Here is a 25,626-nt window from a genome sequence, read left to right as displayed (position 1 = left end):
TAATGCTGAAGATTCTCGAAAAAACCATTCAAAACGTAAACCTGACCTTTACCAACCAACGCGCACTTTTTTGGAATGAGGAAAAAATGCTCATCGTGAGTGATCTGCACGTGGGCAAATCTGCACATTTCCGGAAAAATGGTATCGCGGTTTCCTCTGAAATTTTACATGCAGATCTGCAAAAGCTGGAGGATCTCATTCAGTATTTCGGGGCGGAGAAAATCGTCATCGTTGGCGACCTATTCCATGCCGGATATAATTCTGACCTTGAAATCTTTAGAAAATGGCGCTATCAGTTTTCGCAGGAATTTATTTTAATTAAAGGGAATCACGACCGCCTAAGCTGCGAAATTTATGAAGGTCTGGGCTTGGAATGTCATGACCGCGAACTTCTGCAGCCACCTTTTCATTTTTCACATGATCCCGAAATTTACGGTCACGAGTCCTTTTATATTTCCGGACATATCCATCCGGGTTTTGTGCTGCAGGGCAGGAATGAACGTATCCGGCTGCCGTGTTTTGCCGTGTCAGAAAGCCAGATCGTATTGCCGGCATTCAGTAAATTCACGGGTCTGGACACGAAAACATTAAAAGGAAATTTTAAAAATATAGTTTTCACCGAGGGCACCATTTTTGAAGTGTAAACGCAAATTTACTTTAATGAAAAATCTAAATAAGGCGATCCTGCCTGTTTCAATCGGACTTTTAGGAATTTTGATCCTGAGTTCGTGTGGTGCGAAAATCCCAAAAGGCGCAACAGCTGTTCAGGGCTTTAATTCAAAAAAATTCTTGGAAAAATGGTATGAGATCGCCCGTTTCGACTACCGTTTCGAGAAAAACCTGAACAACGTGACTGCTGAATATTCCAACAAGCCAAATGGAAACATAGAAGTTAAAAACCGTGGCTATGATTATGTGAAAAATGAATGGAAGGAATCGATCGGTGAAGCGCGTTTTGTAAATGAACCCACCGAAGGCCGCCTGAAAGTTTCATTCTTTAAACCGATCTGGTCCGGCTATAACGTCATCGATATTGATGAAAATTACACTTACGCGTTGATCGCGGGAAATAACCTCGATTATCTTTGGATTCTTTCGCGCGAAAAAACTTTGCCGGACAGTTATAAACAGAGGTTTTTGGAAAAAGCAAAAGCGCTCGGATATAAAACCGAAAACCTTATTTGGGTGGAGCAGAATTAGACTTTCTGCACAGTGAAAGCGAAACTTAAAAGCCTGCGGAATTAATTTCCCCGGGCTTCTTGGTGCTTAATTTATTCTAAAATTCAAATATAAATCCGAAATAGGGGATCGGTGTATTGCGGTCGGCAGTTCCGTCGTCAAGTAAATAAACCTGCTGATCCTGCGGCGCAGAAGGATTCGCGACAATTCCATCACCCAGTTCATTACGCTGAAGATTTACTACAGGCAGATTGCTGGCATTTTTTGAGCCGTAAACATTAATGATATCCACATAAGTTGTGAACTGCCATTTTTGGAAAACCCATTTCTTTTCTGCACGCAGATCCAGTTGATGCGAAACATTTCCGCGCAGAGTATTCAACCTTGCAAAATCCTGCACTGGTCCGTTGGCAATATTCCAGATCGAAACCAGTGAACTCCGGTTCAAATCATACGGCGTTTCCGGCAACCCGGACTGTAACCTGAAGCGGGCGCCAAAATTCCAGTTTTTGCTAAAATATTTGCCCGCACTAGCGGATAGGATATGCCGGGAATCCCAACTCGAGGGCAATAAATTTCCTGCCGCATTGCTGAATTTGGAATAGCCAAAAGTATACGCCAGAATACCGTAGAAATTATTTACTGTTCTTTTTTGAGCTAAAAATTCGAGACCATAAGTTTCTCCAAAACCGCGGGAATCTACAGGTTCGCTGCCCACGACGAAAAAGTCGGCACCGATGTTGGCGAGTGAAATTCCGTTCCGCAGTGAGAAGGGATAATTTTTGTATTTTTTGTAATAACCTTCCGCGGTAAACCGCAGATTATTTTCACCGGAATATTCTAAACCTCCTACGATCTGGGAGTTTTTAATATATTTTAAAGTATTTTTATTGATCAGGACTTCATTAAGCCGATAACCCAAAGAAGTGTAAGCAGGAAGCTGATAATAAATTCCGGAATTGAAATTTACCGCCCAGCGTTCTGCGATTTTATATTTTAAAGACAGGCGCGGGGAAAACTGATCGAGCGGATTGCCGGTTTCCGCCGAATAACTGCTGGCATCAACTCTGGCACCGAGAGAAACGGTAAGCGCATCATTAAAAAATAATTTTGAGGACTGAAGGTAAAATCCGTATTGGAGCAAATTAAGCTGTGAATTGATCTGATCAAAATTAATTTCTTTCTGGTTCACCTGCTTGATCGTGGAATTATTGGTATACCGCGCAAAATTGATATTTCCGCCCGTGCTAATACGGTAATCCTGCAGCTGGAAATTACGGTCGATACGAAATTTATTTTCTGCTTCGCGGGAATTATAATCGTAAAGGAGATTTTCCGGCGTTTCGCGGTTTCGGTAATATTTCGTCGCCTGGTTGTCGAGCATATTCCTGCTATAGGTGAAAAGCCAGTTTCCATTATCAACCAAATGTCTGTAGCCTGCGCCAAAGGTATAATTCCATTGCGGGGAAACGGGTAAACGGTCGATCAGAGTTTGATTGTATAAAGTCTTTTTCGCATTTTCATTGAATTTAAAATCATCAACTGCGCCTAACCCCAGGAAATACAGTTCATCGCCGCCGGCATATTTTTTAGAAACTTTGAAAGTCGCATCGTAATAACTTGGTAAAAAAGGCAGACCGATCGCTTTGAAAAGCAACTGGAGATTCGATTTTCTTACTGAAAATAAACCGCTCCAGGATTGGTCTTTCGAAAGAGGACCGTCCATCATGAACTGCATATCATCGAGACCTAAAATTGCTTTGTAGCCGAGCTTGTCTTTTCGGGCTTGCTTTAAATTAAATTCAAAAAGCGAAGAAAGAACGCCGTTTCTTTTTGCGGGAAAGGCGCCGCTGTAAAAGTCGACATCTTTAATAAAATCCACCGTGATGATCCCGCGTGGTCCGCCGGAAGCGCCCTGGGTTTGAAAGTGGTTGATGACTGGAACCTCAATACCGTCAATATAAAATTTATTTTCTGCCGAACTGCCGCCGCGTATAAAGAGATCATTCCGGAAAGTCGGTGTACTCCCAACGCCGGGGAAACTCAGGATCGCTTTAGAAACATCGCGGTTGGATCCGGCACTTTTCTGAACTTCTTCGCTGGTGATATTTCGGAGAGAAAGTGGACTTTCTGCCGTTGTCCTGTAGGTTTTTCGTGTAAGTACAACTTCCTGGATATCGGTCGTTTTCGATTTTTTCAGGCCAATGGAAAGCGCCAGATTTTGGTTGGGAACGATATTAATATCGAAAAGATAACCATCATCGTAACCCGCCGCAGAAACCTCGAACGTATAGTTGCCGGTAGGTATATCTGACAGCTGCACACTTCCCTTTCCTGAACTTTGAATTTCTGTATTTCGAATTTTCACAGCCGCTTCCAAAGGTTTTTTGCTGAATTCATCAACAACGGAAATATTAACCGAGCCAACCTGCGCGAGCGATAAAAACGAAATAAAGATACCGATAAACAGAAAGAAATTTTTCATTGATTTACTTTTTCGAAAAAGGAACTTTAAATAAGATAAGGTAAGAAACTGTACTTCATTTTGAAACAGCAGTTTTCCGAGGGTGCAAAACTAAGTATTCGCCGGGAATTTATCGGAATCAGCCCGGACTCTGATGTCAAAGCCGAAATCATTAAGAGAAACAAAATCTATACGCTAAAAAACAGGAATACATCTTCTGTTAAAAAAGATGTATCCCAAAACACTAAGAAAAAACTAAAAAAAACTATGGTAATAACACTTTATCCACCGCGTGAATGATACCATTTGAACACTGCACATCGGTTAAATTGATGTTGGCAACACGGCCCTGAGCATCTGTAATTTTCGCACCACCATTGGTGGTAATTTTAAAAGTCCCACCCTGAAAGGTAGTTACGACCATATTATTTACCAAGTCGGTAGAAGCCACATTTGCTCCTGCAACTACGTGGTATTTTAAAACATTTTCCAAAGTCAGCTGCGGTATTGAGGCAAGATCAGGCAAGCTTATCTCCGAAAGTAAAGAGGTGAACGCTGTATTGGTAGGCGCCATAACGGTAAAAGGTGAGTTCACAGTTCCGCCTAAAATTGAAACAAAGTTCGGCATATCCGGTCTTGTAAGCGCGGCAGCAAGGCTACTGAAATTCGGATTTGCAGTTGCGTGAGTTACAATTGTTGGTAGGCCAATCACTTTATCAACTTTGTGGATTACACCGTTTGTCGCCATGATGTCGGTTTCGGTAACGGTAGAAACGCCGTTGATTTTCACGCCCGAAGCGGTACTAATATACATACTCAGATTTCTGCTGGCGGATGCCGGGCCTTTTGCCAGCGTTGAAACATAACCTGTTGTAACCTGCGCTGCCATTACTTTTGTAGCCAGAACGTGGTTAAGCAGAATTTCCTTTAAAGCAGCAATGGGAACGTCGTTAAGGCTTGCGAATCCATTTGCAGTGAGGAATGCAGTAAAAGCTGCATTTGAAGGTGCAAATAGGGTAAAACTGCCTGAGCCGTCCAGCGTTGCAGAAAGTCCTGCCTTATCGATTGCTGCTTTTAAACTGCTCAGGTCACTGTCTGAAGAGGCGAGCTGATAAATAGATTTTGGCATATCAACCATAGGATCATCACTGTTTTCGCAGGAAACGAAAATCATTACGACACAGAAAATGGCCGCAATTGCTTTGAATAAATTTTTCATAATTTTATTTTTTAATTAGACTACATAATTAGTACAAAAATGTTCTAATATCAAAATAAAAGAATAGTATTTGTCTATCTGATATATTTATTCAGCTGAATAACCGCCAATTTGGGAACTTTTAATCAAAAGCGGCATATAATTTAGACAGGGAGTTAAAGGACGAAATTTAACTTTTCAGTTTTTCGTTTTCCAAAATTTTCATAACAACCGTTTCTTCTTTCGTCAGACCTGTTCTGCCGTCGTTAACCTCAATCGCGTCGAGTTCGTTTAGATATTTGGTGATCGATTTATTTTCGTACAGATTGATAACGAGCGGATGTACATAATATTTCCGGCAGACATTTCCTGTATTTCCCAAGTGTTCTGCAACCATATCGAGCGCTGTTTTAACCTTTGATTTATAATCCTTGCTGTTTTCGGCTTCGCCGATTTCTTTAAATGCAATCAGTGCGTTCACCGTGCCGGACCAGGTTCGGAAATCTTTCGCCGTGAAATCCTCGCCGCTGATCTCCTTAATATATTCGTTGACCATACCTGATTCGATCGCATGGCGTTTGCCGTCTTCATCATAATACTGAAAGAGTTCCTTGCCCGGAATATCGCGGCAGTTTCGTACCGCTTTGGCAAGTTTTGAATTTTTAAGATCAATATCGTGGTAAATACCTTTTTTTCCCTTAAAAGAAAAATGGATCTTCCTTCCTGTAATTTCAACGTGCTTATCCTTCAAAGTCGTTAAACCAAATGAACCGTAAAGTTTTTCGTACACGCTGTTCCCGATGCGGATATTTGTGCGCTCCATCAGACTGACTACTACAGCGAGAACTTTGGTTTTATCCAGATTTTTTCGGGCAAGATCTTTTTCAAGTTGCAGGCGGATCTTTGGCAGCGCGTAACCGAACTGCAGCATACGGTAAAATTTGGTATGGTTCCGCAATGCGTTCCAGAGCGGATGGTAGCGGTACTGCTTCCTTTTCTTTGCGTCGATTCCTGTTGCCTGAAGATGACCGTTCTGCAGCGTACATATCCATACATTTTCCCAGGCCGGTGGAATTGCAAGCTTGTTGATCCGGGCAATTTCTTCTTTATCCTTTATCTTTTCGTCACCGATGAAATAAGAGAACTTTTTCCCACGCTTCCGTCTCGCAATTCCTTCGAGTTCGCGGTCGCTGGTATAAATCAACTGCACTGCCTTTGCAGATTTCACGGGATCTTTCATGATCTTCACAATGCGCGCAGGAGTGAGTTTTTGTATAAGTTCGGTCTCGGGATTTTCCATGGCTGGTTTTGGGTAGATATTTAATTGATCATTAATAAAAAAACAGGAACCCGGTTAATTAAATATTAAATGGATCCCTGTGCATTTTCGGTTATGTATAACAGCGGAAGCGGTTAACTGTTTCTGCCTCTTGTAAAAAGCCAGATAATTAAAGCGATAACGGCAGCCACGAGGATGAATCCCCACCACATGCCGGCTTTGAATATGGTACCGATTGCATCACAGCTTGTAAGTGTAAGCAGGAAAAAAACGGCCAGACTGAGGAATGTAAACTTTTTCATAATGTTTATTTTTAATGATTAATGTTTTTAGCTAAACCCGGTTGTGATCCGGGCGCCATTTGGTGATGGCTTTCTTAATTTCTTTGCCTGAAAGGTTTTGGTTTAATGCTTTATCGAGTAATATCTTAAACTCATCATCATACGCGAAACGCAGCGCGGCGATCTGACCGAAACTGAGCCTGTCTGCAACCTCATCCGACCTTTGATGAAAAATCTCAAAATACCGCTGCTTAAATTCCAGTCGAACGATCCTGTTTTGGTTTCCCAGTGCATAATGCTGCCGCATCATGACCGCCACATAAATAAAGAGAAAGATAATGACCGAAAACAGGATCCAAAGGATCTGAGGCTCATCGGTAAATATTTTCCAGATCCCATAAATCTGCAGAATCAGCAAAAGCGGCAACAGTATAAAATGATGCGGCGCGTAAAATTTCGTGTGATTGCTGTAGTTTTGGGTTTTCATAATTATCTTTCTAGCAAATATGCAACCAAATTAGATCTATGCGCGGTTATCATTGCTTTTTAAAGGGATTATAAGTTCTCATTTGGGTGCAGAAGTTCCAGCGCTTTCAGCATATCGATGCCTTTGCCGAGCACGGGTTTGAACAGGTCTCCGTTCTTTTTTACCCTTTCCAAAGCATTCTCTATATTAAAATCCGTAGGTTTCAAACCACTTTTCACTTCGCTCCATTCCAATGGCATGGATACGGTCGCACCGTTTTTGGGACGTAAACTGTACACGCTGGCCAGGGTTTGGCCGCGGCGGTTCTGCAGGTAATCCAGATAAATCTTGTTCTTATCTCTTTTCTGAAGCGCTCTTTCCAAAGTCGTAGTATCGGGAAGTTCCTTCTGCACAAACTGCATCAGAATATGCGCAAAATCCTTAACCTGTTCGAAAGTATATTTGCCGCCCATTGGGATATAAATGTGAATACCCGAACTGCCGGATGTTTTGCAGTATCCCTTGACCTTTCCCAGATCCATTATTTTTTTTGCAACGAGCGCAGTTTCAATTACATCTTCGAAACTGTTCTTTTCTGAGGGATCCAGATCCAAAACCAGATAATCGGGCTTGTCGATATTCTGAATCTGGCTTGTCCACACATTAAATTCAATGCAGCCGAGATTGTTCATATAGGCCATTGTAGCTTTGTCGTTACAGATGATATAGTCGATAAATTTATCGCCGGAGTCGGAATGCACTTTTTCAATCTGCACCCATTCCGGTGTATTGTCTGAAGCATCTTTCTGATAGAAACTCATACCGGTAATTCCGTTCGGAAAACGGTTCATCGATTGAGGGCGGTTCTTGATATGCGGCAGAATGTAGGTCGAAATCTGCTGATAGTATTCTATCATATCGCCTTTGGTCACGCCATCATTTGGATAGTAAATTTTATTCTGATTGGTGAGTTTCACTTCCTGTTTTCCAAATTTCGCCAGTTGATCAGTCTCGCGGTTCACTGAAGCTTTCTTCACAGGTTTTTGCTCTGCTTTCAAATTCGGTTCTTCGTTTTTCTTTGCCATAATTTTATCTTTTTTAATGGTCACCTCTTCTGTATTTTTATCTTCGCGCAGATGCAGAAAAACAGGATGGCGGAAAATCCCATCCTTGGTCACCTCGGTAAACTTAATTTCTGCAATAAGCTCAGGTTTCAGCCACGTGGCTTTGTCATTGGTTTTTGGGGTATTTTTAAAGGGAGACTGCCCTACAATAAGAGGCTCCATCTTGGCATATAGTTCAACTAAACCTTTGTCACTGAAACCTGTTCCGGTATGTCCGCTGAATATCAGATCTCCGCCGTCGTACCTGCCTAAAATGAGGGAACCGAACTTTTTCCTGCTTCCCTTGGGTGCGGTAAATCCACAGATGATGACTTCATCGGTCTGCACGCTTTTCACTTTCAGCCAGTCACCGTTTCTGGCACCTTCAATATACGTGCTGTGTATCTTTTTTGCGATCATGCCTTCAAGTTCTGTTTTCTGGATTTGTTTAAAGAATTCTTCGCCGTTTTCGAGAACATGATCACAATATTTGATGACGTCGGTTTCCTTTAATGCATCTTTCAGCAATTCCTTCCTTTGAAGAAAGCTGAGATTCTCGGTAGAATGACCATTTAGCCATAACAGATCAAAGACCTGATAAACCACCGTGAGGTTTGGCATATCGCCGATTTGCTGCAGTAGTTGGAAATTAGGCTTGCCCGAAGAATCATAGGCGACAAGTTCACCATCCAGAACCATGTCATGCTCCTGAATTTTTAATGAATTTGTAATTTTTTTAAATTTTTCAAGATAGGAGAGGCCGTTGCGCGAGTAAAGCTGCACGCCGCTGCGCAGATCAGCGACCGCACGGTAACCGTCCCATTTAATTTCGAAAGCCCAGTCTTTTCCGCTGAAAGGTTTTGGCGCAAGTGCGGCGAGCATCGGTTTAATGAACTTGCTGAGTTTTCTTTCTGCAGAAAGCGCCGGCGTATAATTTTTGAACGGTTTTACAACTGGCGAATTACTTTTTTTTTTACTTTTTTTCTGGATCAGATATTCTGAAACTTTGGAGTTAGGATCGGTTTCGGCTTCGGCGTCGTAATCGTCTACCGCGTAATTATCACGGTGTTTTATGAGCAGCCACGGATTCCCGTCGTCGGAGTTTTTAATTTTAACCAGCGCAAATTCACCGTGCAGTTTTTTGCCGTGCAGCACAAATTTGAGGGAATCCCTGGCCAACTCCTCCTGCATAACCAGATCGTCGGTTTTACCTTTGACCTTATTTAAAGGTTCGTACGTTCCTTCATCCCAAATCTCGACTTCACCAGCGCCGTAATTTCCTTCGGGTATGCTTCCTTCAAAAGTTCGGTATGCAAAAGGGTGATCTTCAACCATCATTGCAAGTCGCTTATCCGCCGGATTCAACGATGGTCCTTTGGGGACAGCCCAACTTTTAAGTACCCCATCCATCTCTAACCGGAAATCATAATGCAGGCGACTCGCGGCATGCCGCTGAATAACAAATTTCAGTTTGCCTTTTCTGGTTTCGTTTTTTCCCTTTGGTTCCGAAGTTTGCTCGAAATCACGTTTCTTATTGTATTCGTCAAGTGGCATTAATGAGAGTTTGCTGATGATAATTTTTAATTATAAAACACTGTTGACTGCAAAGTTTAGCCGGCTTTCATCTTTTTCGAATCCAGACTGGCTTTCAGCTGGGCCATAAGATCGGTCGCCTTGCCGGACACTTCTTCTTTGACCACCACTTTTTTCGGTTTACCTTTCGCCTTGGCTTCAATGATTTTCATAAGATCATCGTTATAAGTATTCTTGTATTTTTTCGGATCAAAATCTGTCGCCAACTGTTTGATGAGGGATTCTGCCATTGCAAGTTCTTCTGTTTTGGCGGTCTTTGCTTTTGGGAGTTTCAGATCACCGAAGTCGCGGATCTCATCAGGATAGCGCATGCGGTTCAGTATGAGGACTTTATCATCATACGGACGAACCAGACAAAGGATTTCCTTTTCCCTCAAAATAAAAGTACCGATTCCCGCCATTTTAGTTTTAATTAAAGCGCTCAACAGCAGTTGGTACGCCTGTTCGCCATTTTTCTGAGGTTCCAGAAAATAGGAACTTTCAAAATAAATACTGTCGATCTCGTGAATATCCACGAACTGCTTTATGTTCAGGATCTTGGTTTTCTCCGGACTCACCGCCTCGAAATCTTCATCTGTAAGCACCACGTATCGGTCTTCCAGTTTATAACCTTTCACGATATCGGCATATTTCACTTCTTTGCCGGTCTTCGCGTTTACTCTCTTGAAGTTGATGTTTTCGTGATCATCTTTATCGAGCATATCGAGATCAATATTACTTTCGCCCGTTGCCGTATATAATTTGATCGGGATATTTACGAGTCCAAAACCGATCGCACCGTTCCAAATAGCTCTCATAATCTTTTATTTAGAAAAAATCATATCAAATAACCGTCCAAATTATTCTTTCATTTTTTTTTAATGTCGCTAACTTTTTTTAAATTCAACCTATGAAAATCGCAACTTACAACGTAAACGGTGTGAACGGCAGATTACCCGTTTTGCTGAAATGGCTCGCAGAAAGACAGCCGGATATCGTGTGTTTACAGGAACTCAAAGCGCCACAGGAAAAGTTTCCGGAAGCCGAAATCTTGGAAGCCGGTTACCATGCGGTGTGGCTCGGCCAGAAAAGCTGGAATGGCGTGGCGGTTTTAACAAAAGATAAAAAAGCAGAAGTGCTGCGCACACGTTTGCCGGGTGAGGAAGAGGATGAGGCCAGCCGCTATCTGGAAGTAAAAGTGGGCGACCTTGTAATTGCATGTATTTATCTGCCGAACGGAAATCCTACACCCGGGCCAAAATTCGATTATAAACTGCGCTGGTTTGAAAGACTCGATGCGCATGCCGAGGTCTTGGTTACTTCCGGCAAAAAAGTTTTCCTGATCGGCGATTTCAATGTGATTCCTACTGATGAAGATGTGTATAAACCCGAAAAATTCAAGAATGATGCGCTGATGTTGCCCGAAGTTCGGGAAGCGTTTTTCAGTCTGATCAGTCAGGGTTGGACCGATGCGATACGGCATCTGCATCCCACGGAAACTATTTATACCTTCTGGGACTATTTTCGGAAAGCATACGAGCGGAATGCCGGTATGCGCATCGATCACTTTCTGCTTTCGCCGAGTGCGTTGCTACTTTTAAAAGAAGCAAAGGTAGATACGCATGTTCGCGGTTGGGAAAAATCCAGCGACCATACGCCCGTCTGGATCGAAATTGAAAGTTAAATGAAATAACATAATTGACAAAACCGCGGTAAGGTCCCATTATGGCAGTAATCTTGCATAGAGAGATTCATGATTGCAAAAAAAATTCTGTTCTTTTTACTGTTCAGCTTCACTGTTATTAAGGCACAGTCTGCCGACGATATTCTCGGGAGTTGGATGGCAGTAGATCACAGCGTGGCTGTAAAAGTGTATAAAGTTAATGACGAATACCGTGCAAAAGTTATATGGTTCGATGAAAAACTGGGCAGCGGAAAACCGATGAATTCGCGCTACGACTCCGGAAACCCAAATCCCGCCCTGCGAAGCAGAAAAATAATTGGAATGGAAATTCTGGAAGGTCTGGAATACAAACCTGAAACCCATTCCTGGGAACACGGAATTATATATGATGCAAGTTCAGGCCGACACTGGGATTCATCAGTTAAATTTGGTAAAGATGGCCTGCTGAATGTGCGCGGATATTGGAAATTTAAATGGATCGGCAAAAGTCTGTCCTTCAAAAAACTCAGATCAACACTTTAAAATCATAAATTATGAACCTTATCATCAGACTTTTAGTCACTGCAGTTGCAGCGTATTTACTAGCGTATATCTTGCCGGGCATTCACTTTACCGGCTTTGGCGGCGCGCTGATCTTCGCGATCGTTTTGGGAATCCTTAACCTTATTGTTACACCAATTCTCAAAATTTTGGGTTTTCCTTTAACGATTATTACGTTAGGATTGTTTTCTCTTGTCATCAATGCCATTGTAATTCTGATCGCTGATTATTTTGTCGACAGCATGACGGTAGACGGCTTTCTTTGGGCCTTCATTTTCAGTATCGCTTTATCTTTTATCACCTCGTTACTTGGCGGACTGATCTCACCGAAAGATTAAGGACTGTTTTCCTAATAAAGCACAACCATTTCCGGATTTCCCGGGAATGGTTTTTTTATGATATTTCAGATTGCTTGAAATTCTTTAAATTTGAATCTTAACATTTACCTTATGAACCGCTTATTTGTCATTTTTTTTCTTCTGATATTTTCATCGGACAGTTTTGCACAGGATTTATATATTCCGCGGAATATTAAACTTGCTTATGAAAAGCAGACACGTTCGGAAGATGGGAAACCCGGAAAAAATTACTGGCAGAACAGAGGTGATTATTCAATTGCTTTTACAGTAGATCCCAAATCGAAAACTGTTGCCGGTGATGAAACAATTGTCTACGCAAACAACTCGCCGGATACACTGAAAACGGTTGTCATAAGATTTGTGAACAACGTACACAAACCAACCTCACCACGAAACAGCAAAACCTCACCAGACTTTCTGAGTGATGGTTTGCAGATCAAAGCGCTTTCCATTAACGGAGAAAAATACACGCTTAACAGTGAGGACTGGGAAACTTTTTACGATCTGAAGCTGAAAACTGCGCTGCTGCCAAAATCAAAAAACACAATTAAAATTATATGGCAATATCCTTTGTCAAAAGAAAGCGGCCGCGAAGGTCAGATCGATGAAAATACACTGTTTGGCGCCTACGCGTACCCGCGAATTTCTGTATATGATGATTACAACGGCTGGGATAAATTACCCCACAATGGCCGGAATGAATTCTATAACGACTTCAACAACTACCGTGTATCCGTTTCTGTACCGAGAAATTATATCGTGTATGCGACCGGAGTCCTCCAAAATCCTGAGGAAGTTTTGCAGCCTGCTGTCCTAACAAAATTTAAAAAATCTTTAACAGGCAACGAAATCATTCACGTGGCAACTGCGCCGGAAATAAGGAACGGCAAAGTAACCGCTCAAAAGCCGGTCAATACCTGGAAGTTCAAGGCAGAAAATATAACTGATTTTACTTTTGGCGTAAGTTCCTCTTATGTTTGGGATGCCAGCAGTGTGCAGCTGCAGACAAAGAGAGTTTCTGTGCAGGCAACATACAATGCCGGAACTGCGGACTTCGAAAAATATGTAGAGTGGCAGAAATACTGCATTAAGTGGTTTTCCGAAAACTGGCCGGGAATTGAATATCCTTTTCCGACCATGACTGCATTTCAGGGTTTTGCGGATATGGAATATCCGATGATGGTAAATGATACTGCCATTCCCGATAATCTTGCAGATTCAAGGCAAACCGTGGATCACGAGATTGCGCACACCTATTTCCCTTTCTTCATGGGAATCAATGAAACCCGCTATGCTTTTATGGATGAAGGTTGGGCGACCGCGCTGGAGTATCTGATCGGGGAGGCCGAAAACGGCAAAACCTTTAATGATAAAATGTTCACAGATTTTCGGGTAAAGAGATATATCAACGATCCTTCAACCGAAGAAGACCAACCTGTTATCTCGCTGAGTACACAGGTTTCGGGCATTGGCTATGGTAATAATTCTTATATAAAACCTGCATTTTCGTACCTGGCGCTGAAAGATCTGCTCGGTGATGACCTTTTCAAAAAGGCACTCCATCATTACATGAATACCTGGCAGGGAAAACATCCGATGCCGTGGGATTTTTTCAACTCAATGAATGCCGGAAGCGGGCAGGATCTTAACTGGTTCTGGAATAACTGGTTTTTCAGTAATAACTACATCGATTTAAAATTGAATTCAGCCAAAATTGAAGGTGAAAACTTAATCATCAGTATAGAGAACGTTGGTGGTTTTGCGATTCCCTTTGAGGTAGAAATTACAGCTGCTGATGGAACGGTGACCAAAAAACATTATACGCCCGAAATCTGGAAAACGGCTAAAACCTTTACCACAAAAACTCCCGCAAAAATGAAAGTGAGATCTGTTAAATTGGATGGTGGAATTTTTATGGATTACACGCCGAAAGATAATTTATTTACACTTTAATATTGCTTTTATGAAGGAATTTGAGACTGCGAAAATGGATCAGGGTACGAGGTTATTAACCGTAATTCTCCTGATTCTTATGCCACTGTTCGCTGTTACGCCCTTTTTTATTAAGCCTGCACAACCCGTTCCTGCGGTTGCTCTAATGATTATATTGATTGGCGCTGTAGTAATTTCGTATGGTTTTGTTCCCAAAAGTATTGAAGTCTCAGAATCCCGGATTATCATCAAAAATTTATACGGTCGTGTTGCGATTAATATTAAAGACATTAAAACACTCGAACAGATTACGACGCTGGGATTTAACTTCCGCACTTTCGGTGTCGGTGGACTTTTTGGTTATTTTGGCTATTTCAATAAAGGTGAAGTTTGGTACGTGACGAACAGGCATAAGAAAGTGAGGATCACTTTGCAGTCGGGTAAGATCTATATGATCAGTCCCGGGGATCCGGAAAAATTCGTGGCAACAGTGACCGAGAGCAGAAACTTTACGGGATAAGAAAGATAGCTTCTATATTTTTATTTTGGATGTTTTAGAATGTATTTAGTGAAACTTACAGGTTCCCAAACAGGTTTGGACTGAATTTTCAGCGGTAAAGATGTCGCCATTGAAATTGAGATGAAAGTAGAGCACGCAGGCAAAGAAAATTTTAAGATTATTTTTTAACAAATCTCACATAATTATTTCCGCCTTCCGCACTGTAAAGTTTAATGAAGTAAACTCCGCCTGGCAATCCGCTCACATTGATTTCATTATCTGACAATTTTTTTGCTTCGAAAATTTTCCCGGAAGAATCCAAAATCTCGTATTTGAAGAAAGAAATCTGTGAATTAATTTTTAACTTGTCCTGCACTGGGTTTGGAAACACTTTGATCATCGCATTTTTTCCGCTCACCTCATTCGAAGCCAATAAACAGACAGGCGGATCTGTAATCGCGCCTACTGAAAAATCCCAAAATAAATCAGAATCTATCAAAAATGCCGGTGAGCTTTGTGGATCTGCAGGAGTGAACAAATAGCAAGTGTTAAAAGTAACATAACCTTTTGCAAAATTGGCATTTATTTTTTTCCAACCCTCGCAGGCAGAACTCATTTGCGGTCCCGGCGGAAAATAATCGACCATGGATCTCGGTTCTTCTGCGTTCATGTAAGCACAGGTATCCGTCCAACTTGCGGGCGGCTTAAAAAACAACTTTGGCCGTTCATAGTCATTGCGATAGTAAGTAACTGTTTCAACAGGTGAAGTTTGCCCTAAACGCACATAAAATCCCTTGAAAGTTGTCTGGACAGAAATTGGGATCTGCACTTCGCTGGTTGTTGAAGGTGAATTTAAACTGGGTTGGCTGCCATCGGTAGTAAAATAAACTGTTGAATTATTTTCAAAACTTTTTACAGTAACAGTTGTTGTTCCCTGAAATAAAGCTTCATATGGCAGGAATAAAGTGTTTTGGGGGAAAGAAAACATATAAAAAAACAGGAAGACAGCGGTTAAATTTGTTTTCATAGCAGCTTTTATTTTGTGTTATGCAGATAAAAATACGAAATTAAGAGTTCAGTCACCTTTTATTTTTTTTAAATCCTATATTTGTTACTCTTCAATTCTTAAAATAATTTCTAATGAAACTTAAAAATTCTTTAATCGCTCTGGCAGCGCCTTTTCTTATGAATGCCCAAAATGTAATGACACCCGAAACTTTATGGACACTCAATAAAATCGGTGTTTCAGCAGTTTCGCCTGATCAGGGTTCACTTGTTTACAGTGTGGGGAAAACCGATCTGAAAACTGAAAAAAACAACAGGAAGAATTATTTTTTAAATCTTAAAACCAATAGCGCCAGCGCTCTGGACCTTGGGAAAAAGTCACTTTTACAGTGGGATTCAAACGGTCTTTATGCGCAGGAGGGAGCTCAAATTTTTATTTCTAAAGACGCCGGAAAAACCTGGAAAGAATTTTACACCAGCGGCGAGGTCGATAATGTAGTAATCTCGCCGGACGGCAAGAAGATTGCCTTCAGCAAAGAAGTTACCGTAGAAAAAGTTCTTGGCAAAGATAAATATTCAGATGCTCCAAAATCTACCGCACATATTTATTCCGATCTTAACCACAGGCATTGGGATTATTTTAATGAAGGCAAGTACAACCATATTTTTGTGGTGAATATTTCGGATAAGGTGGAAAATGCCAAAGACCTTTTGGAAGGCAAAGCCTGGGATTCACCGCAGCGGCCATTTGGCGGAAGCGAAGACATGGTATGGAGTCCGGATTCAACCCAGCTTTTATATGTAACCAAAGCGCTCAGCGGTGCAGAATATGCCCAGTCCACCAACACTGATATTTACGCCTACGATGTAAATTCCGGTACTGTACGAAACCTTACAGGCAGTAACAAAGGCTACGATGTGGCGCCAAAATTCTCGCCGGACGGAAAATATATGAGCTGGCAGTCGATGGAGCGCGAAGGTTATGAGGCCGATAAAAATGACATCAAGATCTTTGAGTGGAAAACCGGAAAAGTCACCAACCTTACAAAGGACTGGGACGAGAGCGTGGCTGGAGATGTGCGCTGGGCGCAGGATTCCAGATCCCTGTATTTTACAACCGCTTTCCGCGGCACCAAACAGCTTTTTTCCGTCGGTTTGAATAACCCAAAAATAACACAGATCACAAAAGGTGATTTCGATGTAAATGAAATTTATGCCCAGAATAAAAACAGCCTCGTCGTTTCACGGACCGATTTTAACCACAACGCAGATCTCTTCTCGGTAGATGCGAAAAGCGGCAATATGACACAGATTACCGAGGTCAACAAAAAAGAATACGCGCAGATCACACCTTCAAAATCGGAACTGAAAATGGTAAAAACCACCGACGGAAAAGAAATGGGCGTATGGTTTATCTATCCCCCAAACTTCGATGCTTCAAAGAAATATCCTACACTTTTATATTGCCAGGGCGGTCCGCAGTCGGCACTAACACAGTTTTTCAGCGTGCGCTGGAATTTCGCCCTGATGGCGGCAAATGACTACATCATCGTAGCGCCAAACCGCCGTGGAATGCCGGGTTGGGGAACAAAATGGAATGAAGATATTTCAAAGGACTGGGGCGGTCAGCCGATGCGCGATTATCTTGCGGCGGCAGATTATGCGAAAACATTACCTTACGTAGATGGCGACAGGATGGGCGCGGTTGGTGCCAGTTACGGCGGCTACAGCGTATTTATGCTGGCCGGAATTCACGACAACAGGTTTAAAACCTTCATCGCACATGACGGACTTTTCGACATGAAATCGTGGTACCTGACAACTGAAGAACTCTGGTTTGCCAACTGGGATCTGGGAGGTTCGCCTTACGACAAGCCCACACCAAAATCTTACACCGAGTTTAACCCTTCCAATTACGTGAACAACTGGAACAAGCCGATCATGGTCATCCAGGGCGGCATTGATTACCGTGTGCCTTATGAGCAGGGCCAGGAAGCATTTCAGGCGGCTAAGCTGAAAGGTTTAAAAACAAAATTCCTTTATTTCCCAAATGAGAATCACTGGGTTTTACACCCTCAGAACGGTTTGGTTTGGCAACGCGAATTTTTCGAATGGCTAAAAGAAACTTTGTAAAACTGAAAGTCCGGATTTATCCGGACTTCTTTTTTAGAATTGGAAATACTAGTACTTTTTGGATTGTTTTTCAATTAAAGCTTTTCTAGAGCTGAACTTTAATTTTAAATCCGGAATTCATTTTCATGGTAATTTTATCAGCCGTGGCTCGGGCGGCCTGAACTTCTATAATTAAGGAATTCTGGCTGGTGCGGAAATATTCGATCAGTTCAGCATTTTCAATATTGAAGGTGATCGTGGTAGGATTGGTGTTGTCATACGCCGTTGCGATCAGACGTTCAGCCTGGTTTGGCGCTTTTACATAAATGTTTGCATTTTTAATTACGTCGAGCTGATTCCCAAGATCTGAATTTACATAATCCAAACTTAACGTACTCAGCTGTACCGACTTTAAATTATTGATGGAATATTTTGGATTATTCTGTTTGATCTGCGCATCAAGATCAATATTCATCGGAATTTCCGGTGTTCGGGTATACGTGGTTGTACTTACGGCTGCAAACGGGACCTGCAGTGTTGTAGAAAACGGCACATTAATCGGCGGCAGCGCATCAAGTACAGAATTCACGATATCCCGGCAACCGGTTACAAAAAAAAGACTGACCACAGTGGCAAGAACAATTAACTTTTTCATAATGATTATTTTGAGTGTCTTCTGCATTTATCGTTCCAAATCACCTGCGCCAAAATTCAAACGCGGGGGACTTGACAAACGCCTTTGAATGTCGTATATTTGCAGGCCGAAAAATTTTCGTTTTTTCGGACTTAATCTTTATATTACAGTAATTTGAAAAAGATGAAAACCTCGGATTTTAACTTCCATTTGCCTGAAGAGCTTTTGGCGGAACATCCGGCTGAACACAGAGACGACGCAAGATTAATGGTTTTGGACCGCAAAACGGAAACCATTGAACACAAAACATTTAAAGATGTAGTTGATTATTTCGACGAGCACGATCTTTTTATTTTTAACAATACCAAAGTTTTTCCTGCAAGATTATACGGTAACAAAGAAAAAACCGGCGCCAAGATCGAAGTTTTTCTTTTACGTGAACTCGACAAGGAAACCCGCGTTTGGGACGTACTCGTGGATCCGGCAAGAAAAATCCGTATTGGTAACAAACTTTTTTTCTCAGAAGATGAATCCCTTGTAGCGGAAGTGATCGATAACACCACTTCTCGTGGAAGAACACTGCGCTTTTTATACGACGGTTCCTATGAGGAATTCCGTGCGAAATTAAAGGAACTTGGCCAGACACCGCTCCCGAAATATATCAAGAGAGAAGTGGAACCCGAAGATGCAGAACGGTACCAAACGATCTATGCAAAACACGAAGGCGCTGTAGCAGCACCTACGGCAGGTCTGCATTTTTCCCGTCACCTGATGAAAAAACTGGAGATCAAAGGGATTGATTTTGCTGAAGTTACTCTGCACGTAGGTTTAGGAACCTTCAATCCAATTGAAGTTGAGGATCTCTCAAAACATAAAATGGAATCTGAAGAAGCGATCATCGACCAGCTCAATGCCGATATCATCAACAAAGCGGTAGAAGAGCAGCGCAGAGTTTGCGCCGTAGGAACAACGACCATGCGCGCGCTGGAAACTTCGGTTTCATCTAATAAAAAAATCGGTCCTTATCACGGTTGGACCAATAAATTTATTTTCCCGCCGCACGATTTCGGTGTTGCCAATGCAATGATCACCAATTTTCATACGCCTAAATCAACATTAATGATGATGATTGCAGCCTTTGCCGGAAAAGATTTTCTGATGCATGCTTATGAGGAAGCAGTGAAAAACAAATACAAATTCTACTCGTACGGAGATGCGATGTTGATTATATAAATATTATAAATGATAGATTATAAATTTTAGATTAAGTTCATTTCGGTGTTCTTAATCTAAAATTTATCATTTAAAATCTAAAATTCTTTTGAAAGATATTCGCACTTTATCGCTGGAGCAACTTACCCAATATTTTATTTCACTGGGCGAGAAACCGTTTCGTGCGAAACAGGTTTACGACTGGCTTTGGAGTAAAAACCTGCATTCCATCGAGGAAATGACAAACCTTTCGAAGGAACTTCGCGAAAAAATTGCCCAGGAATATACCATTAATCCGATCACAGTTGACGAACTGCAGAAATCAACAGACGGCACCATTAAAAACGGTGTAAAACTGCACGACGGACTGCTGGTAGAATCCGTACTGATCCCTACGGAAACCAGAACTACAGCCTGCGTTTCTTCTCAGGTCGGCTGCTCACTCAACTGTGAGTTTTGTGCCACAGCGCGCCTTAAAAGAATGCGGAATCTGGAAGTGGCCGAAATTGTGGACCAGGTTGCACTTATCGACAGGCAAAGCAAACTGTACTTTGACCGGCCGCTTTCGAATATCGTTTTTATGGGAATGGGCGAACCGATGATGAACTATAAAAATGTGGTAGAATCCATCAAAAAAATGACGGATCCCACCGGTATGGGCATGTCGCCGCGCAGGATCACAGTTTCAACATCCGGTATTCCCAAGATGATCAGGATGCTTGCCGACGAAAATCTGCGTGTAAAGCTTGCTTTCTCACTGCATTCAGCCATTGAGAAAAAACGGAATGAGATCATGCCATTTTCAGGCAAATTTCCGCTGACAGAAATTATGGAATCCCTTCAGTACTGGTATTCGAACACCGGAAATCCGATTACCTTTGAATACTGTGTCTGGAAAAACATTAACGATACCGACGAAGACATTAAAGCCTTGATCCGTTTCTGCAAGCAGGTTCCCAGCAAAGTGAATCTCATACAGTACAATCCGATCGGCGACGGTAAATACGATCAGTGTAATAAGGAGGCAGAGGAAAACTATGTGCGTCAGCTGGAAAAAGCCGGGATCACCGTTCTTATACGGCGCAGCCGTGGTGGCGATATCGATGCCGCCTGCGGTCAACTGGCGAATAAAAGCAGCGACTGATGTTTTCGCACATCGGTAAAAGCCGCACGCCACGCCATAATCTGGCGATCGCCTCACTGCTTTCATTTGTTGCAGGTTTGGTCAATGTGGTGGGTTTCTTTTCCGTACACCGCCTAACCACAAACGTGACCGGCCATTTTGCCTTTTTTATTGAGGAAATTTTCAAATTCAACTTCCAGGCTGCGTTTCATTTTGCACTTTTTGTTTTTGCCTTTTTTCTGGGGGCTTTTCTGGCCAACTTCATGGTAGAAACCTATTCACGCATCCGGGAAAATGAAACTTATGTTCTGCCTGTAATCAGCGAAGCGGTGATTCTTCTGGTCATCGCCATTTCAGGAAATTTTCTGATACAGCAAAGTCCCGATCTTATCGCGCTGAGTCTGCTTTTCGCAATGGGCATGCAAAACTCACTCGTAACAAGCATTTCGAAATCTATCGTACGAACCACACACCTTACCGGCTTATTTACCGATATGGGAATCGAATTTTCCCAGCTTTTTTTCTATAAAGATAAAGTGCACCAAATCAAACTCATCAAGTCCATCAAATTGCGGCTTACAATCATTCTGATGTTTTTTTCAGGCGGCATCGTTGGCGGAATTCTTTTCGATTTTTTCGGCATCCAATCTTTGATTCTTGGAACAGTATTGTTGACCGCAGGTTTGCTGTACGACTTTATAAAAATTAAAATCCTTTTAATAAAACGACACCGATCATGAAGAAGCTTCTGGCGATTACAGCCTTATTTGTTTCACTGAGTTTTTCTGCGCAGCAAGATTATGAATGGCTGAAACTTAATCCTTTCCAAACCGCTGTATTTGGCGATACACTGGTCGAAAACTCAGGTCTGGAATTTATCCGCGGCAAGCTTTATACCTTTAATGACAGTGGAAATACGTCGGAAATCTTTGAGATCGATAAGCATTCAGCTGTCATTAAAAAAGTTTTTAAAACAAACCTTAAAAATCAGGATTGGGAGGCCATCGCGAGTGATTCCACCAGCTTGTACATCGGCGACATCGGCAACAACCGTGGAACCCGCAAGGATCTTGTGATCTATAAAATCCCGTTCAATGATTCGTTAGACCTGACTTCCATTAAAGAAATTCCTTTCTATTACCCCGAGCAAACCAGTTTCGAGCCACAGAATCTAAATAATGATTTCGATGCAGAATCGATGATTTTCCTGAACGGAAAGATTCATGTCTTTACGAAAGAATGGTTTTCCAAAGGCGTGACACATTATACTGTAAATCCCAACTTGCCGGAAAAACAGGCCGCACAGATAGTTGAAAACTATAAAACCGATTTCGTGGTGACTGATGCATCGTACTTCAAAGGCAGACTTTATCTTGTAGGTTACACCAAAAAATTTGAGATCTATCTTTCTGTTTTTAATGAAACTTCCCCCGGAATATTCTTTGACCAGAAACCCAAAAAATATTTTCTGGGAAGTACGCTGGCGGTGGGTCAAATCGAGGGAATCGCTGTAGATGAGTCCGGCGCTTATATTTCCGGCGAAGAATTCCGCTCTCCACTGGGCAGATCAAAAGCGCGCCTTTATTTTATCCCCGCTGAAAAACTGAAGTAATTTCCCTCAGGCAAAGGTTTTCTCCGCAGATTAGGTTTTTAATAATTATATTTGCGTTTACGTAATAATTCCCAACATATACAGAGTGGCCCACATTGTAGAAGAGATTAAAATGCCGATCAACGCAGAGATGAAACTTTTTGAACAGAAGTTTTACGAATCGATGCAGAGTAATGTGCCGCTGCTCGATAAGGTTACACGTTTTATTGTGACGACGAAAGGAAAGCAGATGCGCCCGATGTTTGTCTTCCTGTGTGCAAAACTGTTCGGCGAGGTTAATGAAAAAACTTTCCGCGGCGCGTCCATGATCGAGTTGATCCACACCGCGACTTTGGTGCACGACGATGTTGTGGACGAAAGTTTTAAAAGACGTAATTTTTTTTCCATCAATGCGTTATGGAAAAATAAGATCGCAGTTCTAGTCGGCGATTATCTTCTTTCAAAGGCGGTTTTACTCTCAACCGATTACAAGGATTATGATCTGTTGAGTGTGATCTCCACCACGATTCGGGAGATGTCGGAAGGTGAGCTTCTGCAGCTCGAAAAAGCCCGCAAACTCGATATTACAGAAGATGTGTATTTTGAAATCATACGGCAGAAAACAGCTACGCTCATTGCAGCATGTTGTGAAGTCGGCGTGCTGAGCAATACCGATGATGAAACAATGGCGGCAAAAATGCGCGAATTTGGCACTTTAACCGGCATGGCTTTTCAGATCAAAGATGACCTTTTCGATTTCCTGACTTCGAATATTATAGGAAAACCCGTGGGCATTGATATTAAGGAACAGAAAATGACTTTGCCACTGATCTATACGCTGCGAACTGCAAATGCTGACGACAGGAAATATTATTTCAACACCATCAAGCGTTTTAACAATGATACCAAACGGGTAAAGGAACTGATCGAGTTCGTGAAAAAATCCGGTGGTTTAAGCTACGCAATCGGTGTGATGAAAGATTATCAGCAAAGAGCAAAAAATATCCTGCAGGAACTCCCGGCAGGTGAGGCCAGACATTCGCTGGAACTGATGCTTGATTACGTGATCGAAAGGAAATATTAATTTCTTCGCAGGAGTGCGTCGAGTTCGAGCGCGTTTTTTATTCCTGCCGTTCCCCAGGTATTATTAAAAAAAACAAAAACTTTTCCTTTAAAATTCTTCAGTTCTTTGGCTAATGATTCCAGTTCTTCTGCGGCATACTCAGATTTGAAAAGGACGGGAATGCCGTGCAAACGGTAATACAACAGGCTTCCATTATTGACCATTACCGCACGCGGCAGATCTTTGGGATAACTGACGCCGGAAAACACGATGTTATTTGCTTTCAGTTTTTCGTAGACCTGCTCGGTCCACCAGGATTTATCGCGAAATTCAACAACATTAACGAACTTAGGATCGGCACTTTCGATTAAGTGAGCCAAATTCTCTTCACTGAATTTAAAACTGCCCGGTAACTGAAACAGAAATCCCGCGACTTTCTCCTTTAAGCCGGAACAAATGTGACTGCAGAATACTGAAGTTTCTTCGGCTGTATCATTTAACTTCTTAACGTGGGTAATGTTTTTTGGAATCTTAAGGAAAAATTGAAAATCTTCCGGTGTCGCGTCATACCATTTCTCAAGGGTTTTAAGCATAGGCTTCCGGTAAAAAGTGGAATTGATCTCCACTGTCTTTAAATGTTCAGCATAATATTGTAAATGATCTCTTGACGGCAAATTTTCCGGATAGAAAAAACCTTTCCAATAACCCTGTGTAAAGCCCGAACAGCCAATAAAATACTTATTCCTCATCTTTTTTTAGTAAACCGTCAGTAAGTGAGGTCCACTGGAATTTGCTTCCTATAACCATGCCGCCAACAGCGACCAGGTTGTTCCGTAATTTTTCCAGCAGATTTAGATCTTCGGTGTTTGGAATTTCATTCCTTGCAAGTACAGCAGCCGTTATTTTGGAGCCCTCTCTTTTAATTAAAAAATTGGAGGTAGCGGAATCGGTAAAAAAGTGTGCGATCTTGCCATTTTTTTTATGCGGATCTTCACAGGGACGAACACGCATATATGCGGTTTGTGAAGTTTCGTGATCTTCTTCTTCAACCACTTCCAGGCGCACCCAGTCATAAGAATCCCCGGTGGGATTATGCAGACCGGGAACTTTAATCCTCAAATAATCGTTGACTTTCGGGAAATCGAGAGACAATTCGCCGCCGGGGTTCCGTAAGGAAAACTCAGCTTTCTCCTTTCCTGCATACAGTTCCCAGGAATTTACGTCGAAAAATCTCTTTTTCAGATCCCGGAAAAAATCTGCCGCTTCCTTTTCTGTGTCAAAAATTCGCTCAGAAATGTTATCGCTACAGTTGCCTTCTGTTTGTTTAGGAACTTTGTGGTACATGACTTTATTTAATGATTATTTGCTGAATTCTTCAATTATTCTTTTGTTAAAGGCCGGCAGATCGCCCGGATTTCGGCTGGTCGTAAGGTTTCCGTCGGTGATTACTTCAGAATCTTCCCAGGCGGCGCCAGCGTTTTTAAGATCCTGAGATATCGATTTATAGGAAGTCATTTTTTTGCCTTTTACAACATCCGCATTAATGAGGGTCTGTGGACCGTGACAAATTGCGGCGACAGGCTTATTTGCCGAAAAGAAGGATTTAACGAATTTTACCGCATTCTCATCATTTCGCAAGGTATCCGGATTTATCACGCCACCAGGCAAAACCAAAGCATCGTAATCGCTTTCCTTTGCATGATCCACGGTTTGATCCACATCTACAGGATCGCTCCATTCGTGATCTTTCATACTTTTTATCTGTCCCGCTTTCAGCGAAATGATTTCGACTGTCGCGCCGGCTTCTTTTAATGCTTTCACCGGACTTTCGAGTTCAGACTGTTCATAACCATCAGTTGCAAGAACTGCAATCTTTTTATTTTCTAAAGTGTTCATAAAAATTTATTTGCAAAACCTGAAACAGAAATTGTGCCCTTTTTAACTGCTTAAAAAAGTTTGCGGCATATTTTTTCTAAATTAAAAGAAGCCGTCTCAAAACTGAGGCGGTTTTTTTGTGATTTTTTTTGCAAAGTATTGTCTATTTTATAGTTGTTTTGTATCTTTAAGTATTGATAATCAATGATATGAATATTAAATTTAAAGATTATAATCAACAACAAAACTGGTTATTCCCGCCCTCAATCGAGGAATTGATTCCGGAAAGTCATCCTGTTCGCATCGTTAATGGGGTTATTGAGCAACTTGATCTGAGACTGCTCATTGAGGAGTATAGTAAAGATGGCAAACCCAGCTTTCATCCCAAGATGATGCTCAAGGTAATGGTTTACGCTTATATGGATAATATCTATTCCAGCAGGAAAATCGAAAAA

General features: G+C 41.8%; 26 protein-coding genes. 14 read left to right on the top strand and 12 right to left on the bottom strand.

Features of this window, described 5'->3' with window-relative positions:
• Positions 1-2: 2 nt before the first annotated feature.
• Together pdeM and H562_RS0112735 are read left to right on the top strand one after the other, a co-directional pair.
• Positions 3-644: a ligase-associated DNA damage response endonuclease PdeM gene (gene pdeM / locus H562_RS0112740; RefSeq protein ID WP_051190506.1), complete on the top strand. Its 642-nt coding sequence runs from the start codon at positions 3-5 to the stop codon at positions 642-644.
• Between the two features lie 16 nt (positions 645-660).
• Positions 661-1,200, top strand: coding sequence for a lipocalin family protein (locus H562_RS0112735; protein ID WP_027377861.1), 540 nt, complete (start codon positions 661-663; stop codon positions 1,198-1,200).
• 76 nt (positions 1,201-1,276) lie between these two features.
• Here H562_RS0112735 and H562_RS0112730 read toward each other — a convergent pair whose 3' ends face one another.
• The 7 genes from H562_RS0112730 to ku all read right to left on the bottom strand — a co-directional run bounded on the left by H562_RS0112730 (position 1,277) and on the right by ku (position 10,360).
• Positions 1,277-3,664: a TonB-dependent receptor gene (locus H562_RS0112730; protein WP_027377860.1), complete on the bottom strand. Its 2,388-nt coding sequence runs from the start codon at positions 3,662-3,664 to the stop codon at positions 1,277-1,279.
• A 244-nt stretch (positions 3,665-3,908) separates the two neighbouring features.
• Positions 3,909-4,862 (bottom strand): fasciclin domain-containing protein, encoded by a 954-nt coding sequence (locus H562_RS0112720; RefSeq protein ID WP_027377858.1) that lies wholly within the window; start codon positions 4,860-4,862, stop codon positions 3,909-3,911.
• A 169-nt stretch (positions 4,863-5,031) separates the two neighbouring features.
• Positions 5,032-6,141, bottom strand: a complete 1,110-nt coding sequence (locus tag H562_RS0112715) for a DNA topoisomerase IB (RefSeq protein ID WP_027377857.1) — start codon at positions 6,139-6,141, stop codon at positions 5,032-5,034.
• Between the two features lie 113 nt (positions 6,142-6,254).
• Positions 6,255-6,422, bottom strand: coding sequence for a phosphatidate cytidylyltransferase (locus H562_RS0112710; protein ID WP_027377856.1), 168 nt, complete (start codon positions 6,420-6,422; stop codon positions 6,255-6,257).
• Between the two features lie 31 nt (positions 6,423-6,453).
• A complete protein-coding gene (locus H562_RS0112705) occupies positions 6,454-6,888 on the bottom strand; it encodes a DUF6526 family protein (protein ID WP_027377855.1) in 435 nt (144 codons plus the stop codon).
• Between the two features lie 68 nt (positions 6,889-6,956).
• Complete coding sequence (gene ligD, locus H562_RS0112700; RefSeq protein ID WP_027377854.1) at positions 6,957-9,524, bottom strand: DNA ligase D; 2,568 nt, start codon at positions 9,522-9,524, stop codon at positions 6,957-6,959.
• Between the two features lie 56 nt (positions 9,525-9,580).
• Positions 9,581-10,360: a non-homologous end joining protein Ku gene (gene ku / locus H562_RS0112695; protein ID WP_027377853.1), complete on the bottom strand. Its 780-nt coding sequence runs from the start codon at positions 10,358-10,360 to the stop codon at positions 9,581-9,583.
• A 92-nt stretch (positions 10,361-10,452) separates the two neighbouring features.
• Here ku and xth point away from each other — a divergent pair, with 92 nt between their 5' ends.
• The 5 genes from xth to H562_RS0112670 all read left to right on the top strand — a co-directional run bounded on the left by xth (position 10,453) and on the right by H562_RS0112670 (position 14,577).
• Positions 10,453-11,226 (top strand): exodeoxyribonuclease III, encoded by a 774-nt coding sequence (xth, locus tag H562_RS0112690; RefSeq protein WP_027377852.1) that lies wholly within the window; start codon positions 10,453-10,455, stop codon positions 11,224-11,226.
• Between the two features lie 69 nt (positions 11,227-11,295).
• Entirely contained in the window at positions 11,296-11,748 is a 453-nt protein-coding gene (locus H562_RS0112685) for a DUF2147 domain-containing protein (protein ID WP_034691170.1), read from the top strand.
• Positions 11,749-11,759: 11 nt separating this feature from the next.
• On the top strand, positions 11,760-12,104 hold the full coding sequence (locus H562_RS0112680; RefSeq protein ID WP_027377850.1) for a phage holin family protein: 345 nt from the start codon (positions 11,760-11,762) through the stop codon (positions 12,102-12,104).
• 111 nt (positions 12,105-12,215) lie between these two features.
• Positions 12,216-14,078 carry a M1 family metallopeptidase gene (locus H562_RS0112675; RefSeq protein ID WP_027377849.1) on the top strand — a complete coding sequence of 621 codons (1,863 nt, stop codon included), beginning with the start codon at positions 12,216-12,218 and terminating at the stop codon, positions 14,076-14,078.
• Between the two features lie 10 nt (positions 14,079-14,088).
• Complete coding sequence (locus tag H562_RS0112670; protein WP_027377848.1) at positions 14,089-14,577, top strand: PH domain-containing protein; 489 nt, start codon at positions 14,089-14,091, stop codon at positions 14,575-14,577.
• A gap of 157 nt (positions 14,578-14,734) precedes the next feature.
• Here H562_RS0112670 and H562_RS0112665 read toward each other — a convergent pair whose 3' ends face one another.
• Positions 14,735-15,583, bottom strand: a complete 849-nt coding sequence (locus H562_RS0112665) for a T9SS type A sorting domain-containing protein (RefSeq protein ID WP_027377847.1) — start codon at positions 15,581-15,583, stop codon at positions 14,735-14,737.
• 113 nt (positions 15,584-15,696) lie between these two features.
• Between H562_RS0112665 and H562_RS0112660 the strand changes: the two genes are divergently transcribed.
• The gene (locus H562_RS0112660) at positions 15,697-17,694 is read left to right on the top strand and encodes a S9 family peptidase (RefSeq protein ID WP_027377846.1); all 1,998 of its coding nucleotides are present in this window, start codon (positions 15,697-15,699) and stop codon (positions 17,692-17,694) included.
• Between the two features lie 85 nt (positions 17,695-17,779).
• Here the strand turns inward: H562_RS0112660 and H562_RS0112655 are convergent, their stop codons facing one another.
• Positions 17,780-18,328 carry a hypothetical protein gene (locus H562_RS0112655; protein WP_156832004.1) on the bottom strand — a complete coding sequence of 183 codons (549 nt, stop codon included), beginning with the start codon at positions 18,326-18,328 and terminating at the stop codon, positions 17,780-17,782.
• A gap of 162 nt (positions 18,329-18,490) precedes the next feature.
• Here H562_RS0112655 and queA point away from each other — a divergent pair, with 162 nt between their 5' ends.
• The 5 genes from queA to H562_RS0112630 all read left to right on the top strand — a co-directional run bounded on the left by queA (position 18,491) and on the right by H562_RS0112630 (position 23,317).
• On the top strand, positions 18,491-19,540 hold the full coding sequence (gene queA / locus H562_RS0112650; protein ID WP_027377844.1) for a tRNA preQ1(34) S-adenosylmethionine ribosyltransferase-isomerase QueA: 1,050 nt from the start codon (positions 18,491-18,493) through the stop codon (positions 19,538-19,540).
• A gap of 88 nt (positions 19,541-19,628) precedes the next feature.
• Entirely contained in the window at positions 19,629-20,663 is a 1,035-nt protein-coding gene (gene rlmN / locus H562_RS0112645) for a 23S rRNA (adenine(2503)-C(2))-methyltransferase RlmN (protein ID WP_027377843.1), read from the top strand.
• Entirely contained in the window at positions 20,663-21,382 is a 720-nt protein-coding gene (locus tag H562_RS0112640) for a YoaK family protein (RefSeq protein WP_027377842.1), read from the top strand. The genes rlmN and H562_RS0112640 overlap by 1 nt, the downstream gene beginning before the upstream one ends.
• Positions 21,379-22,254 carry a hypothetical protein gene (locus H562_RS0112635; protein ID WP_027377841.1) on the top strand — a complete coding sequence of 292 codons (876 nt, stop codon included), beginning with the start codon at positions 21,379-21,381 and terminating at the stop codon, positions 22,252-22,254. Before H562_RS0112640 ends, H562_RS0112635 begins: the two co-directional genes overlap by 4 nt.
• Before the next feature lie 85 nt (positions 22,255-22,339).
• Positions 22,340-23,317 carry a polyprenyl synthetase family protein gene (locus H562_RS0112630; protein ID WP_027377840.1) on the top strand — a complete coding sequence of 326 codons (978 nt, stop codon included), beginning with the start codon at positions 22,340-22,342 and terminating at the stop codon, positions 23,315-23,317.
• Here H562_RS0112630 and H562_RS0112625 read toward each other — a convergent pair.
• Genes H562_RS0112625 through H562_RS0112615 form a run of 3 tightly spaced genes read right to left on the bottom strand, consistent with a single transcriptional unit; the run spans position 23,314 to position 25,192 of the window.
• A complete protein-coding gene (locus H562_RS0112625; protein WP_027377839.1) occupies positions 23,314-24,045 on the bottom strand; it encodes a DUF72 domain-containing protein in 732 nt (243 codons plus the stop codon). The genes H562_RS0112630 and H562_RS0112625 overlap by 4 nt on opposite strands.
• On the bottom strand, positions 24,035-24,640 hold the full coding sequence (locus tag H562_RS0112620; RefSeq protein WP_027377838.1) for a hypothetical protein: 606 nt from the start codon (positions 24,638-24,640) through the stop codon (positions 24,035-24,037). Before H562_RS0112620 ends, H562_RS0112625 begins: the two co-directional genes overlap by 11 nt.
• 15 nt (positions 24,641-24,655) lie before the next feature.
• Positions 24,656-25,192: a type 1 glutamine amidotransferase domain-containing protein gene (locus tag H562_RS0112615; protein WP_027377837.1), complete on the bottom strand. Its 537-nt coding sequence runs from the start codon at positions 25,190-25,192 to the stop codon at positions 24,656-24,658.
• 188 nt (positions 25,193-25,380) lie between these two features.
• On the opposite strand from H562_RS0112615, the gene H562_RS0112610 reads away from it, so the two are divergent.
• Positions 25,381-25,626 (top strand): IS1182 family transposase (locus tag H562_RS0112610; RefSeq protein ID WP_034691021.1); only part of this gene is annotated, 246 nt, incomplete at its 3' end.

The organism is Kaistella palustris DSM 21579 (genome assembly GCF_000422265.1).
Taxonomy (GTDB): domain Bacteria; phylum Bacteroidota; class Bacteroidia; order Flavobacteriales; family Weeksellaceae; genus Kaistella; species Kaistella palustris.
Note: the sequence above shows the minus strand (reverse complement) of the source record. Positions and strands in the feature narration are given on the sequence as shown.

What these genes read in the sequence shown, in the direction of transcription:
- pdeM (WP_051190506.1), top strand. Translation starts at nt 3, where the DNA reads ATGCTGAAGATTCTCGAAAAAACCATTCAAAACGTAAACCTGACCTTT.
- H562_RS0112735 (WP_027377861.1), top strand. Translation starts at nt 661, where the DNA reads ATGAAAAATCTAAATAAGGCGATCCTGCCTGTTTCAATCGGACTTTTA.
- H562_RS0112730 (WP_027377860.1), bottom strand. Translation starts at nt 3,664, where the DNA reads ATGAAAAATTTCTTTCTGTTTATCGGTATCTTTATTTCGTTTTTATCG.
- H562_RS0112720 (WP_027377858.1), bottom strand. Translation starts at nt 4,862, where the DNA reads ATGAAAAATTTATTCAAAGCAATTGCGGCCATTTTCTGTGTCGTAATG.
- H562_RS0112715 (WP_027377857.1), bottom strand. Translation starts at nt 6,141, where the DNA reads ATGGAAAATCCCGAGACCGAACTTATACAAAAACTCACTCCTGCGCGC.
- H562_RS0112710 (WP_027377856.1), bottom strand. Translation starts at nt 6,422, where the DNA reads ATGAAAAAGTTTACATTCCTCAGTCTGGCCGTTTTTTTCCTGCTTACA.
- H562_RS0112705 (WP_027377855.1), bottom strand. Translation starts at nt 6,888, where the DNA reads ATGAAAACCCAAAACTACAGCAATCACACGAAATTTTACGCGCCGCAT.
- ligD (WP_027377854.1), bottom strand. Translation starts at nt 9,524, where the DNA reads ATGCCACTTGACGAATACAATAAGAAACGTGATTTCGAGCAAACTTCG.
- ku (WP_027377853.1), bottom strand. Translation starts at nt 10,360, where the DNA reads ATGAGAGCTATTTGGAACGGTGCGATCGGTTTTGGACTCGTAAATATC.
- xth (WP_027377852.1), top strand. Translation starts at nt 10,453, where the DNA reads ATGAAAATCGCAACTTACAACGTAAACGGTGTGAACGGCAGATTACCC.
- H562_RS0112685 (WP_034691170.1), top strand. Translation starts at nt 11,296, where the DNA reads ATGATTGCAAAAAAAATTCTGTTCTTTTTACTGTTCAGCTTCACTGTT.
- H562_RS0112680 (WP_027377850.1), top strand. Translation starts at nt 11,760, where the DNA reads ATGAACCTTATCATCAGACTTTTAGTCACTGCAGTTGCAGCGTATTTA.
- H562_RS0112675 (WP_027377849.1), top strand. Translation starts at nt 12,216, where the DNA reads ATGAACCGCTTATTTGTCATTTTTTTTCTTCTGATATTTTCATCGGAC.
- H562_RS0112670 (WP_027377848.1), top strand. Translation starts at nt 14,089, where the DNA reads ATGAAGGAATTTGAGACTGCGAAAATGGATCAGGGTACGAGGTTATTA.
- H562_RS0112665 (WP_027377847.1), bottom strand. Translation starts at nt 15,583, where the DNA reads ATGAAAACAAATTTAACCGCTGTCTTCCTGTTTTTTTATATGTTTTCT.
- H562_RS0112660 (WP_027377846.1), top strand. Translation starts at nt 15,697, where the DNA reads ATGAAACTTAAAAATTCTTTAATCGCTCTGGCAGCGCCTTTTCTTATG.
- H562_RS0112655 (WP_156832004.1), bottom strand. Translation starts at nt 18,328, where the DNA reads ATGAAAAAGTTAATTGTTCTTGCCACTGTGGTCAGTCTTTTTTTTGTA.
- queA (WP_027377844.1), top strand. Translation starts at nt 18,491, where the DNA reads ATGAAAACCTCGGATTTTAACTTCCATTTGCCTGAAGAGCTTTTGGCG.
- H562_RS0112640 (WP_027377842.1), top strand. Translation starts at nt 20,663, where the DNA reads ATGTTTTCGCACATCGGTAAAAGCCGCACGCCACGCCATAATCTGGCG.
- H562_RS0112635 (WP_027377841.1), top strand. Translation starts at nt 21,379, where the DNA reads ATGAAGAAGCTTCTGGCGATTACAGCCTTATTTGTTTCACTGAGTTTT.
- H562_RS0112625 (WP_027377839.1), bottom strand. Translation starts at nt 24,045, where the DNA reads ATGAGGAATAAGTATTTTATTGGCTGTTCGGGCTTTACACAGGGTTAT.
- H562_RS0112620 (WP_027377838.1), bottom strand. Translation starts at nt 24,640, where the DNA reads ATGTACCACAAAGTTCCTAAACAAACAGAAGGCAACTGTAGCGATAAC.
- H562_RS0112615 (WP_027377837.1), bottom strand. Translation starts at nt 25,192, where the DNA reads ATGAACACTTTAGAAAATAAAAAGATTGCAGTTCTTGCAACTGATGGT.